At 64.8% G+C, this 13,252-nt stretch carries 6 protein-coding genes; all 6 read right to left on the minus strand.

Annotated elements, in window-relative coordinates:
- Positions 1 to 2: 2 nt before the first annotated feature.
- From H0193_RS08840 to H0193_RS08865, 6 genes are read right to left on the minus strand one after another with little or no spacing between them, the layout of a single operon-like run.
- On the minus strand, positions 3 to 1,613 hold the full coding sequence (locus tag H0193_RS08840; RefSeq protein WP_181889459.1) for a GAP1-N2 domain-containing protein: 1,611 nt from the start codon (positions 1,611 to 1,613) through the stop codon (positions 3 to 5).
- Positions 1,614 to 1,620: 7 nt separating this feature from the next.
- Positions 1,621 to 3,789, minus strand: a complete 2,169-nt coding sequence (locus tag H0193_RS08845; RefSeq protein ID WP_181889460.1) for a SaeA-related protein — start codon at positions 3,787 to 3,789, stop codon at positions 1,621 to 1,623.
- The gene (locus H0193_RS08850) at positions 3,789 to 6,389 is read right to left on the minus strand and encodes a hypothetical protein (RefSeq protein WP_181889461.1); all 2,601 of its coding nucleotides are present in this window, start codon (positions 6,387 to 6,389) and stop codon (positions 3,789 to 3,791) included. The genes H0193_RS08845 and H0193_RS08850 overlap by 1 nt, the downstream gene beginning before the upstream one ends.
- A gap of 18 nt (positions 6,390 to 6,407) precedes the next feature.
- Positions 6,408 to 10,109, minus strand: a complete 3,702-nt coding sequence (locus H0193_RS08855) for a tubulin-like doman-containing protein (protein WP_181889462.1) — start codon at positions 10,107 to 10,109, stop codon at positions 6,408 to 6,410.
- A 27-nt stretch (positions 10,110 to 10,136) separates the two neighbouring features.
- Positions 10,137 to 12,689: a vWA domain-containing protein gene (locus H0193_RS08860; protein WP_181889463.1), complete on the minus strand. Its 2,553-nt coding sequence runs from the start codon at positions 12,687 to 12,689 to the stop codon at positions 10,137 to 10,139.
- 18 nt (positions 12,690 to 12,707) lie between these two features.
- On the minus strand, positions 12,708 to 13,124 hold the full coding sequence (locus H0193_RS08865) for a hypothetical protein (protein ID WP_181889464.1): 417 nt from the start codon (positions 13,122 to 13,124) through the stop codon (positions 12,708 to 12,710).
- Between the last annotated feature and the right edge of the window lie 128 nt (positions 13,125 to 13,252).

Below are 13,252 nucleotides of genomic sequence, written 5' to 3' on the forward strand. Positions count from 1 at the left end.
ACTTAAATATTCCTTTGCTGGTTGTGGGGGTAGTCGGGCAGGGGCTGAGTGGGGCGGCCAAGCACGTTGAAAACGCGCTGCGCCCGCGGGAATTCTTGCGGCCAGCCGGACAACGAGCGGATGCGTGACTGAGCAACCTCATCGGTGGCAAAATCGGCCGGCACCCGCGCTTCTAAGGGCGTGCATCCGGCCTCCTCCTCGAGGGTGAGCAGCGCCTCCAGCACCGACAGCAAGCTCTTCGGCGCTACGCAGCGCACGTGCATCATTAGATCGAGCACGCGTCTCGACGCCTTCTGCAACACCGCCGCATCCGCAAACATCTCGTGGAAGTAGTCAGTGTCCAGGATGTCTGCGGTCGGCATTGCGGGTGCTCTGCGGTTCAGGAGTTTGGGAAACCCGGACGGGTCGTTCAGCACCAGAAGGTAGGAGAACATGTTCTGGTGCACACGTGCCTCGAAGCACTGGCGCTGCAACTCTGGGTGGCGCGGAGCCCAGCCCTGCCGCAACGTATCTGCAAACGCGCGGTTGGGAAGCCCGTTGGCTTGCAGGGTGTAGCGCTCCACGACCTGTAAATCGCCTGCGCTGGCTTCGTTGGTGATCGCCTGCGCGTCGATACGACGCAGGTCCGCCTGGAGGTCGGTGGACTGGCGCAAGATCCCCGCGACCTCATCTGCGAACGGCGCGGCGGCCTGTTCGCTGGGCAGCGGCAGGTCCAACTCCGGGCTGATCAGCCCGCCGAGCTCCTGTTCATCTGTGCCTTCCTCGATGAGCTGTGCGGTGCGTACCGCCCACCACGACTGGGGGCCTTCCGCGGTCGGCTCGGCCGGGTCCACCACGCACCCCGCGAACTGGGCGGGGACTTCGGCGCGCTGGTCCTTCGGCATCGCCACCACCGTGCACACCTCGCCGATGGGAAACGCCTCAAGCTCGGCGGCGCGCAAATAGGTGGAAAACTGCAGCGACGTGGCAGCCTGCTCGCGCGACATGGTGGACGACAGGGCGGCGATCCACCGGGCGGCGTCATCCGTGACGTCCACAAGCAAAATTGCCAAACGTGGCGGTGCGGACAACAGATCCTGGACCCGCAGCAGCACGTCAAGCTTGTCGCGGTCGTCCTCGCCGCCGCTCATGCCGCGCACCATCATCCAGGCGACAAACAGCTCTCCGTACTGGTTCGGCTTCGGCTCCGCCAGCCCCGCGGGCAACGACGAATCATTCACCGCCCGGTGGCCAAACGGCTGCAGCAGGTCGTCCGAGCGGTACCACTGAATCGGGTGCGCCTCGGCCGGTTCGGCGGGGGAGTGGTCGATGACCACGTGCGAAAACACGTTGCCCGGGCGCTTCGTGGCATCACGGCCGGAAGGCATCGCCTGCACGAACACACCGCAGCCACTATCAAGCACATAGTCGCAGCGGCGCGGCAGGTTGTTGATCTCCTGCGCGGAAAGAAAGACGTCAATTTCCTGGGGCGTAACAAGACGAGTAACCGCGTGCTGCTTCGCCATCTCGCGGTCCTTCTGGGACGCATGCTGCGCATCGCCCACCTGCCAGCCGCCACCCGAAGCCGCCTGGAAGGACGAGTACGTCAGGTGCGCCCAACGGTTGTCGGTCATACCCCCATCACTTCCCAAACATCCTCTTGAACAGGCTCTTCTTCTCCGGCTCCGGCTGCGGGGCCGGGGTTGGAGCAGGCTGCGGCTGGTTTTGCGGGAGGAACTCCACCAGGGACAACTTCCTCGGGTGCGGGTCCAGCAGAGCGCGACGCGGCATGTGCTCCGGACGGTGTTCCTGCTGCAGGAACAGGCGGATGAAGTCCTCATGGAACGTGAAACGCTGCCAGAGGGAAGGATCCAGCTTGTACCACTGGGAATTGCCGTTTTCGTCGAAACGCGGCGAGATACTCGTCTCGCCCTCCGACGCACCAACTGGCTGGTTCGGATCCATCCGCATAGTCAGCGACACAAACTGGCCGTCGGACTGGGAAAGCGGCAGGCGGCCGGAACAGTGCACGAGCACGAAGTGCGGGTTGTTCTCTTGGAACGCGTCGTGTGGCTGGTGCGAATGAATCTGCAGGAAAATCTCGCCTCTGTCCAGAGCCAGGTCATAGGAGTATTTCTCCAACCCGGGGTAATCCACCACTGCGGGATCACCGACGATCGCCTTGCCCTCTTGCATCCGCTGCGGGTACAGGGCGAGCGACGCCGCCCCGGCCTGCGTCTGCGTGCGATGCAGGTTTAACGGCAGGTTGCCTGTCTTCTTAAAGTCCTCGGCCGAGATCACCGTCTTGCTTGCGGTGGGCTGGTACTCCGTCTCGTGCGCGCCGTTGGGCTCGCCGATGAACACGTGCACCGAGCTGGCGTGCTTGGGCCAGCCGAAGCTGAGCACCTGCTCGTCCACACGCTCCAGCAGGCGCGGGTTCTCAATCTCACCCACGCGGGTAAACGGCACCGAGTTGCCGATGCGGGCGTGGCCACCGACCACACTCACCGCAGTGATGTGCATCGTGTACCAGTCATCCGGCCACGTCACATCAAACTCGTTTTTATCGGTGCTGGTGCTGTTCACCCACGCCTGCTCCGGCAGGCCGTACTGGTCTAGAAGCTCCAGGTCCAGGGTGCGCTGCTTGTCCGCGCCGTCCTCGATGCGGGACTCGGTGCGGTAAATACGCACCGTCCCGGAAAGCGGCGCCGGCCAGCTCACGTGCACCGTGCGCGGGGAGGTCTGCTCCGTCGTGGCAAAAATATCCTCGAGCTCCGCGCCGACTTCCACGGTAGCTTCTTCGGACAGGGCAGAGCCGACCAGGTTGCCGTCAACAAGCACAAAGCGCTTCGCAGCGATGCGGTAGGTGTAACCGCGCTCCTGCGGCACGAAGCGCACACCGGAACGGTTGCCCTCCTGATTCACCACATTCGCGGAGACATCGAGCTTGCCGCGCGGCTTGATGGAGCGGTACACCTCCACCTTCTCTGTGCCATCCAGCCCGGACCACTGTGCAGAGATGTGGGCGCCATCGTAGACTGGGTTTTTAATCTCCACCGGCTCAATGAAGTAGGTCTGGCCCAGCAGCCGCGGCTGGGTCTGCTTCGCCTCCTCCTCTGTCGCGCCCGTGTGCACCCACACCTGGTAGAAGCGGGCTGCGGTGTATAGCGGCTCGTCATCCACGAACGAGGTGCCCGTGGTGATCTCACGCAGCGCATCCGGGTCCAGAATGTCCGGCCACGGCGTCTCCGAGCTGTATATGCGGTAGATGCGCGCGCCGCCGCGTGGCATGGACCACTGCACGTTCAGCTGCTCACCGTCCTGGGCGACGCGGATTTCGCCGCACGGCTCCTCGCTGTCGATGCTCCAGGGATCAATCTCCACCAGCTGGTCTGCGGTGAAGGAGCGTGCTGCTTGGCGACGCACCTCCGGCCGCTCCGGTTCTGGCTTCGGCTCCTGCTCCGGTTCGGTGCGGCGCGTCGGCTTGGACTTGCGGCGCAGCTTCATCGCGTCGCTGAGCGGCTTCTTCGGCTCCTTCTCCGCGGCGGGAGCGGGCTTGGTGGAGGCGTCGAAGTGCGCTTCGGTAAACGCTTGGCCCGGGCGCAGCTCGCCCGCCTCGTACAGGGAGCGGATGTGGCGCAGCACCGACGCCCACTCAACCAGACCCGGGTAGTTGGAGTCGGTGTCCAGGTCCGGGTTGGTCACGTACTGGGCGAGCTGGATCGGCTCCGGCACCGGACGGTCCGGGAAGCGGGTGCGGGCGTCCGTAGTCCAGTCAAGAAAGATCTGGTAAAGCTCTTTTTTGTTCATTAGAAATCACCGCCCTCGTAGAAGTCAGACAGCTTTTCCTCCGCGTTAGAGGCCGTCGACTGCGCGGCAGTGGGGGCGCTGGAGACGAGCTTGATGTCTTCCAGCGACGCACCCGGGCTGCCGGCGTGCAGGGTGATAGAGCTGCTGCTCAGATCCTGGCCGCGGGCAGATTCCGCGTGCACGGTGGTGTTTTCCACCACGTCGTGCAGGTTCCGGTTCACACCCAGCGGGGTGAGGATGTCCTGGCGGAAGTAGCCCGGGGACTGCAGCTTGTGGCGCGGCTGCAACTTGGCCTTCACCGCGTCGTCTTTACGCAACGCGTCCACGACCTCCGCCCAGGTGCGGGTGGAACGGTCCTGGTTGAGGAAGCTCTCATCCGACACGCGCGATGCCAGGCGCGACAGGCTCGACGGGCTGCCCAACACGTCGTCCAGGTCGATCTGCAGCGGGTTCACCGGGTCGTTGGCGATGTCGCGCGCTGCCTGCTCCAGGGTGGTGCGCAGTTGCTCGGTGAGCCAGCCTTCGTCGAAGAAGCGGCGGCGGTACACGGACGCGGTGTGGTCGATGTCCTGCTTGTCCACCTCAACCTCGCCCAGGTTGATCGCTTCAGGCAGCGCGTTGGTGGGCTGCAGCGTCTGGGTGGCCACGTTGGAGATATCGCCGAACGGCTTCTCTAGCAGCGCACCGTAGAGGTCAGAGACCTTGATGAACTGCGGGTACGCAACCTCGATGCACCGCAGCGCAACCTGCGCCTCCGCAACGGCGCGCTCTGCATTCTCGATCTTTTTTTGCTGGTCCATCCGCAGCTTCTGCGAGCGGATGGAATGCAGCGTGGAAACCAGGATCTGCAGCATGTAGACGATCAGCCACAGGGCAAACCAGATGCCGAACATCCAGCCGTAAGTCTTGCCGGAAGCGTTGTTGAGGTTTTCCACCCACTGCCAACGCGGCGCAGCGTCACCGGAGTTGCCGATCCACCAGGCAATGAGGAACACGGCCAGCGACCAGAACGTCACCCAGCCCAACCAGCGCAAAATGCCGTGCCACGGGGACATCTGGCTCGCCTTGTGCTCCTGCGCTTTTAGGTGTTGGAGCTCCGCCTGCTTCTGGTTGAGAATGGTCTGCTGCTCGTCGTACAGGCCGCGCAAACCAGCGCCGACGTTCGCAGCAAACGAGTGCTGGTGCTTGCGCTGCCAGCGCTCGAAGTTCGCCTTCGCAGTCATGAACTCCGGGTCCGCGGCCTTGGCGTTCAAGTCGCGGTAGACCTCGCGCTGACGCTCAATGTCGTAGGGAGCGACGTTCTCGCTGCCCAGCACTTGACGCACCTTGAGCGTCTCCTGCGGGCCGAATCTCTCGCTCGGGCCCGGGATGGAATCGCTGGGAGACTGCACGATTGTGAGCCCATCCTGCTTCTGCATCGCGTTGGGGCGCTCACCGCTGGCGCGGTACGGCTTCGCGTCCACCAGCCCGGAGGCGATGCCGGCGTAATCGCTCCACAGCGGGCGCAGACCGGCGGTCAGTTCATCGTCGGACTTGTGCACCACGGTGACAGCCCGCTTGCCCTGGTCCTGGGCTACGTCGACGCGACCCACGGTCACGCTCGAATCGTTGCCGTAAATGCTGGACTGCACCGCGGCATCTGCAGAGGCGGCAAGGTCGGAGCCCAGCTCGGACCAGAACTCGCCCATCCTGCCAAACAGGTTCTTTGCCCACTGGCCGAACGCATTGCCCAGCGCCTGACCGCGGGTCTGGCGCTCGTTGCGCTGGACCATGGTCTCGCGCGGCTTGGTCACCAGGTGGTCGCGAGCGTGGGTTTCAATGAACTCCTGTGCCGCGCGCTGCGGCAGCGTGCCTCGCTCCGCGTCGCGGGAGACGTTCACCGGAGTCTTATTCACCACCACCTGCGGCAGGGGAGTGGTGGACAGATCGAAGATGGCGTTTTGCAGCTCCTGCTGGAACTTTTCGCCGGACACGCGCTGGGTGTAGCAGCGCACCAGGCGCGCAGACGAGTTTGGCTCCAGCTGCGCTGCCGGGGCGGCGTCGAAGCCGACCCACAGGCCCGCCAGGCTGGCAATGGAGGTTGCCACCCACAGGGAAAAGGATGGGCCAGCGTTCGTGGAATCGTCCGCATGGAAGATCGTCGCGCCCGAGTCCGGGGACTTCGAATCCTCCGGCGCCACCAGCAGGTTGCGGTAGCCGTTGAAGGTTGGCAGCGACTCCTCGTCGAACGACGCGTTGACCTCCGTGAACATGAGGTTATTGGCGGTGCCTGTGGGAGCCGCGTTGACCGCGTGCAGTCGCTCGGTGACCTCGTTGACGTTCCTGCTAGTGAGCAGGCCAGACTGTTCGCTTTCGCCAATGATGTTGATGCCATGCAGCTGCACCGCAGCGCCCTCTCGCGCACCAACCGCCTGCTCAAGGCGCATCTGCTGCGGTGCTTCACCGCAGCGCACCACCGTGGCCTTCGGGTCGGAGCCGCTCAGAACGTCAACGTCGATCCAGATGAAGTCGCGCAACAGGTTCAGCGCGGCCAGGTCTTCGAGCGCTTGGCGTGCCATGCGAGCGTTCGTGCCGCGCGCCGCAAAAATCGGAAAATCCATGGTGTACCCGCCTGCCTTTTAGAAGCCGCCGAAAATATCGTTGATCTGGCCGTTTGCGGAGCTGGAGCCGCCAGTGTCCTTCGAGTCCAGGAAGTCCAGACCGGTCTCGCCGTACACGGTGTCCTGCTCCGGCGGGCCAGCCTCGTAGGCCTCGCGGACCGCACCGATCAAGTCCTCGGCCATCTTCAGCACGCCGTTCGCGATGTCGATCAAAAGCGGCACACGCATAGCCACGTTGCGGTCGGAGATGTCCGCCAGCTCGCGCTGCGGGCCCCCCGGAGGGGTGGTGGAGGGCAGCCACTTCGTCGGTACCAGCTGCAGGGCGCGCTTGCCTTCCTCCTGCAGCCACGCAATTGCAGCGTCTCGACGTTCCTCCGGCGAAACCTCGGGCCCAGTGCCCTTCACGAGCGTGTGCTTGGTCTGCTCGCCGCCGATGCGGATGCCGTCGAAAAGCCACTTGCGCAACAGGTCGTAGCCGCGCGTAGCGTTGATGGCAGCCGCAGGCTCGCTTTCGGTGGCGTCCCAGTTGCGGCGCAGCGCGCGGTAGGGGTTCAGCGAGGACAGCGCGGGCGACTCGTCCGCCTTCGCCCACGCCATGGGCAGCGACTCCAGGATGGCCGGGAGCCAGTCGTAGTTCGTGCGCATCTTCGACGGCGGAGTGAGCAGCGGAGTATCGAAATCCTCCCAGCTCTGCGTCACCGGGTCGAACACGTGGATGCTATCCTGGCCGGTTGCGCGGTTCTTGTCGCCCGGGAAGATGGTGGTGCCGATCAGGCGGCCCACGTACCAGCCGTTGATCATGGCCTGGCGTTCCTCATTAGTCAGCGGGATCGCCGCGTTGATCGGGCGTGCGCGGCGCAACTGCCAGAAATTCGTGCGCGCATTCGGCAGGGTCAGCTTGTCCCACTGACGCGCCGCGGACGGCAGAATCGAATCGAACACCACCGGCAGGTAGTTCGGGTAAGCCCCGTAAATGCTAATCTCGCGCTGCTCACCGTTGGTTTCCAATGCGCCGCCCAGCGGGTTTTTCGGGTTGGAGTACGCGTTGGGGTAGTCGCGCTCCACGCGCGCCAGGCGGTCCGCCATCGCGCTATCGCCCGCGAACGGCACGGTGGAGAAGTTGAACTTGTATTTCGCGTTCGAGTCGTCTGGATACAGTGCGTGCAGCAAGCTGGAGTTGATCTGTGCCAGCGGCAGCGCCTTCGTCATCGCCTGGGCGAACTTGCCGGCGATATCCTCGCGGCGGGCCGCGCGGGTCGGCTCGTCCGGCGCGTCCAGGATGTAGGAGCGCAGCGAAGTTTCAATGAAGCGGGAGAAGGAGAAACCGGCGCGGCCCACGAACTTGCGGGAGCGGTCCAGCACGTGCTCCGAGCGGATCTTCAGCTCTACCTTGCCGTTGGTCTCATTGCGCAGGTCTGCAGAGTCCGGCACGGATGTCAGTGCGCGCGGCACCCACGGCTGTACCAGGGTGAGCAGGTCACGCGGGGCGTCGTCGGCGTCCGCTTCGGAGCGCCAGTCGCCGGCCACAATCTGGCGGGCGGCTTCCACCAGTGCTTCGTCGAAACGCAGCTGACGGTTCTCGTCCGTGATCACGGATTGGATCACGTCTTCCTCGAACTGGCCGGGGTAGTGCTTCGGCTCCGTGATCATGACCTCGTTGGCCGCGTTGCTGAAGCGGTCCGGCACCACGTCGACCCCTTCGCTCGGCCACATGCGCGGCACGTTTGTTTTCATTTGTGCTACGCCCACGTCCGGGTCGTTGTCCACGCTCAAATCGTGGTTGAGGTTGCTGTGAGCCGCCTGAATCTCCTTGTCGAAGTCCACCAGGAAATAGCGGGCGAAATCCTCCAGCACGTTACCGGCCAGGCGCGCCATGTTGCCCATCGCGATTGACCAGAGCTGTTCGCGCACGCTGCCGTAGATGCGGTCCCGGTAGCCGTCGCCGACGATCTTGCCGCGCTGGCCGCGGATCTCCGCGCCGAGCTGGCCGTCCAGGAACAGCCCCTCAGCCGGCTGGGTCTGACGCAGGCGGGCAGCAGCGTCGGAGACGTGCTGGCGGATGGTCTTGAGCAGCTTGGAGCCGAACGCCACACCGTAGCGGCCGATCTCCTCCGAGAGCACCTCGAGCACCTCGCGCTGCAGCTCATCCGCACCAGCCCATTGGTACACGGCGCGGTAGAGCGGGCCGCTGCCGTTGGTGACACCCTGCACGTCATCTGCCACCAGCTGGCGGTTGCGGTACGCGGTGGACAAGCTGGACTCCACGTCGTTTGCCCACTCCGCGCCCTTGCGGCTTTCCGGAGCCGGGACAATGTTCTTGCTCTTCATCATGTCCACGCGGCTCTGTGCCCACGCCACGGCAGTGTCGCTGAAGCGGTTTGACGCCCACGTGTGGTCTGTCTCCGTGGCGTTGGCTGCGGTCTGGTGCTCGTCCGCCGGCAGCGGCAGCGTGTTGGCCAGGCGGCGCTGGATGTTCTTCCAGGACTTTTCCAGGCGCTGGTCCAACTGATCGTCGTCGGAATCGGCGCTGCCTTCGAACTTGAAACCGCTCTTCAGAGTGTTCACGGCGGAGGAAGCGAGGCGCTGCGCGGCGTACTCGCCATAGCGGTCGCGGCCCATGGCAAGACGTCCGTAGCCGAAGGTGCCCCACGGCGCAGTATTGGAGCGGTCCTCGCTCAGACCCCAGCCGTAGAAGTCCCGGTCGTAGGGCAGGCTGCCAGAGTTGGTGAGTTGATAGGAGACGAAGTTACCCATCATCTTGGTATCCGTGGTCAGGGCGGCCAGGCCGCGGCCGAGCGCGCGGTACACCGTGGAGGAGTCGGCACCGTCAGAGATGGGGACGGCGTTCACACCGGCCGAGATACCCACTGGGAACACGCGGGTAACAAGAGTCTCGTTTAGATTGCCCTGGTAACCCAACGCTTCGTACAGCAGCTCGTCTGACTTCAGACCCGTGCCGAACTGGCTCGCCGCCAGCTCGCCGAACATGGCCAGCGCGTTCGGGCTCGTGCCCCCGAAGGAATCCGCAGAACCCGTGGTCTTGAACACGTCAGGGGTGACCATGAACAGTGCGGAACGGCCCTGGTAGTTGTTCAGGCCCAGGCCGGACAGCAGACGGCATACATCCAGCGCCATCGACGCGCCAGCGCCGCCGGCCATGGAGGAGACCACGAACACGATCGGGTCTGCCGCCTGCTCGCCTTTCGCAGGGCCCTGGCCCATTTCTCTGCGGATCGCGTCCAGCTGGGTGGCGGACCGCGGGCTGTACAGGCGATCCTTCGCCTGCTTGAGCTGGTCTTCCACGTCCGTGAGCTTGTTCAGGATCAGCATGCGACCCACGCTGCGAAACTGGCCCGCACCGGCGTCCACACCGACTTCGATATCTCCCGGGGTCGGAGAGACCCACGTAGCGATGGACCCCAGGGCCCTGTTGCGGCTGAGCTGCACGGACACCGCGCGGTCCACGAAGGAGTAGCTGGAGGAAGCACCGGTGGAAATGTACTGCCCGCCTGCATTCGGCACGTTCGGTACCGGCTCCTTATCCTCAGGCTCGGTGGGCACGTCGATGGAGACGAACTGCCACGCGTCCGGCAGTTTGCGGCCGTTGCCCTCGAACCAGACCGGAGCGTTCTCCGCGAGCGTAGTTTTGATCTGGTCCATCATGTAGGCCAGCGACTTTGCGCCAGATCCGCCACAACCGACAACGAGAACTTTATACATCAGATTGTTTCCTTTGCGTGGTGGGAGTTACTTACCGCTAAACGGACTGTTGCCAGGCCCGAAGGGGGAATTGGTGTTACCGGGACCGAACGGGGAATTGGAACCACCGCCGAAGTTCGGGCCGAAGCCCTGCGGCTGCTCCGGCGCTGCAGGCTCAGACGCTGCAGGCGCCGCCGGTTCCAGCGACTTCAGCTTTTCAATGCGGCTGAGCATCTCGGTGGAGATCTCGCCTTCCAGGAGGGTCTTCTCCTCCTCGCTCATGGGCAGGCGCGGCAGCGCGATGACCTCGTAGCGGTCGCCGCCGAGGCCTGCGACCATCCACTCGCCCTGCACCGCCAGCGGCAGCTTGGCCTTGCCCTTGATGTGGGCGCCGTCGCCACCGCTTACAGACGGCGCAACGTCCGCCACCACCGGCGACGCCGCCAGCGGGTTGGGGTTGCCGTTGCGCACGCTGAACTGGCGGCCGCCAGCGCTGAAGGAGCGGGTCGGCTCCGGGATGGAGTTGGAGTTGACGTCCAGGATGTTGATGTTCGGCTGCGGTGCGCCGTCGTAGGTGAGGCGGCCGTTGTGGTCGTCCACCACCATGCGGTAGTAGCCGAAGCGCTGGCGCGGGATGGTGCTGGTGATCCAGCGGATCGCGTACAGGATCGCAAGCGGGATCAGCAGCGCGCCGAGCAGCGCCAGGATGAAGCCGAGGGCGAAGCCGCCCTTGCTCAGCGGCACGGTGTAGGACCCCTCTACCGGCACCGCCACCGACGTCTCGTCCGCACCGTCCAGGGCAGAGATGCTCAGCGGCACGGAACCGTTGACCAGGCCGTCTGACAGCTCGTTGATAGACAGCGTCACCGGCAGGGTCTTCTCCTCGCCGGCCTGCAACTCAAGGGCGTTGTCCGGGGAGTTGTGGTCCGAGGCCACCTGCACGGTGCCGATATTGTCCGGCAGCTGCTCCGCGGCGACGGTGGAGCCTTCCGGCAGCCACACCTTGCCCGGGCCCTTCACCGGGACCTCCGTGGTCACGGTGGTCTCTTCCGCGTTGTAGGCGATGCCGCCGTTGATCTTGGGCAGGTTCTGCAGGCCCACCGACAGGGCAGAGGCGTTGAGGAACGGGGTGAGCTTGGTGCCCGGCTCACCCTTCGTGGTCACCGCGGTTTCCACCTCGAGGCGGCCGAACGCCGGCAGCTTCGCAATCTTCGCGGCCGGGATCGCCGCTGAGCCGGAGGAAAGATCCAGGTTCTCCTCCAGCACCTGCGGCTCCCCGTTCTCCGGGTGGAAGGTCACGCGCGAATTTGCGGTGCCTTGCATGGGGCGGGGGTTTCCGGAGGCGTCGACAAGCTGCAGCTCAATGTCCTGCTCGTTGTTGCGCTCGACGGTGCCTTCCTCGCCGCCGCCTACGCGCACCGCAAGGCCCGGCTGCAGCTCAGCGACGGTAAACACGTCCTGGCCAGCGGCGTTCGGGTCGATGTCCGCGAACTTCAGGGCCCAATTGCCGGCCCAGGACTGGCCGTCCGCGAGCGTCATGCGCGCGTTGGTCTTCAGCACCGGATCGGTGATGGTTTCCCACTCCACCTCAGCGCCCTGGAGGGTGGCGGAGCCGGACTCGCTCAGCTTCAGCTCCTCGCCGCTCGGAGCGGTAAGGGTGAGCACCGCGTTGTCGCCCAGATCCTCCTGTTCGATTGCGGCGAAGCGTAGCTGGCTGATGGAATCGTCGAGAGCGATGTTGAATGCGTCGTCCGCCTTGGACATCGTGCTCACAGCGTTGCCGGTGGAAAGTGCGCTGTGGAACGCGGCGAACAGGCCGCCGACATTGGAGGCTTCGAAGAACGCACCGTTCGGTGCTGCGGTGCCGCACGGGCCGCCACCCTGGGTCAGGGAGCGGAACAGCGAGAAATCGCTGGGCAGATGGGGCGCGGAAAGGCCAATGCCCACGTTGGTCACTCCGGCGGCGCGGAGGCGGTCCGTCACACCGCCGGGACGGCACAGCTCCTCCTCGGCGCCGTCGCGGCCGTCCGCCGCGGTGAGGTCGCCGTCGGTGAATGTGACCACCATGCGGCACGGGTCCTGGCTGCCGGAGCGGGTCAGGTCCTGGTACGCACCGGACAGGGCGTTGGTGTAGTTGGTGTAGTCCTCGCCCGTGCGTTCTTTGAACGCGGCGATCTCGTCCTTCGCCTTGGAGGCACTGCCACCGTCCAGGTTGATCCACTCGCCGTACTCGCCGGGCAGGGTGGCGCCGGACTTGTAGTCCTGGCCGAAGCCGGCGATGCGCACGTTCACGTCCACGCCGGTGTCTTCCTGGCGAGTGACCAGCTCGTCGATAAAGCTTTGCGCGGCGTCCACGCGGTTGCCCTCAACGTCGGTGCCCGGCTTGTTCTTGTCCACTTGGCCGTCTTTGGCCTCGTACTCCAGGCTGCCGGATTCGTCCATGAGCAGCACGATGTCGAGGGTGTTCTTCTGCGCCAGGCAGGAGCCGAGCTGCGGTAGCGAGCTCTCCTGCGCTGGGGCCTGCGCGGCGGCGCCGAGTATGCTCGTGCCCGCCACCAGGGCTGCGGTGGCCGAGGCGGCCAGGATGCGGTTGATCTGCATAGTTTTACTCCCGCTCTCCTAGAAGTTCTTGCCCACGTACAGGCCAGCGTGGATGGCGGAGAGCAGCACACCCAAGCCAAGCACCACGATGGTGGCCCAGTACAGCGCTTCTTTCCACCCGACGGAGACGAACATGCCGCTCGCGCGGGCGTCGGCGTCACCTTTGAAGTACATGCCGAGTGCGCCGATGCCCAGCACGCCGGCGAGCACCCAGGCAACCAGCGTCAGTGGCAGGTAGGACGAGTCCGTGGCCGTAGTGGAGGAGAGGAACAAAAAGACGGAGAGCACAACGCTGATAACCCCCATGACCAGGCTTGGCACCAGGCGGGCAACGGGAGCGGACGTAATGGCCAGCGCCGTCGTGCCGGCTTCGGGGCCGGTGGGTGCAGGGGGTGCGAAGGGGGACTGTGTGCCGCCGAAAGGTGATTGGGTCATGAGCCGATCTATCTTCTGTAGCTGGTAGGGGGCCTTTAGTCGCTATTACTGTATCGTCTCGCGCGACATCCGTCTCCGAATGCTGTGAAATACCTGGTATTGGCCGGAATTAATGTGTTGTAGCAGCG

Source organism: Corynebacterium haematomassiliense (genome assembly GCF_013978595.1).
In the GTDB taxonomy this organism is placed as follows: Bacteria; Actinomycetota; Actinomycetes; order Mycobacteriales; family Mycobacteriaceae; genus Corynebacterium; species Corynebacterium lehmanniae.

Bases quoted from the DNA above. Each gene is read 5' to 3' on its own strand.
- H0193_RS08850 (WP_181889461.1), bottom strand. From the start codon at position 6,389: ATGGATTTTCCGATTTTTGCGGCGCGCGGCACGAACGCTCGCATGGCA.
- H0193_RS08840 (WP_181889459.1), bottom strand. From the start codon at position 1,613: ATGACCGACAACCGTTGGGCGCACCTGACGTACTCGTCCTTCCAGGCG.
- H0193_RS08845 (WP_181889460.1), bottom strand. From the start codon at position 3,789: ATGAACAAAAAAGAGCTTTACCAGATCTTTCTTGACTGGACTACGGAC.
- H0193_RS08865 (WP_181889464.1), bottom strand. From the start codon at position 13,124: ATGACCCAATCACCTTTCGGCGGCACACAGTCCCCCTTCGCACCCCCT.
- H0193_RS08860 (WP_181889463.1), bottom strand. From the start codon at position 12,689: ATGCAGATCAACCGCATCCTGGCCGCCTCGGCCACCGCAGCCCTGGTG.
- H0193_RS08855 (WP_181889462.1), bottom strand. From the start codon at position 10,109: ATGTATAAAGTTCTCGTTGTCGGTTGTGGCGGATCTGGCGCAAAGTCG.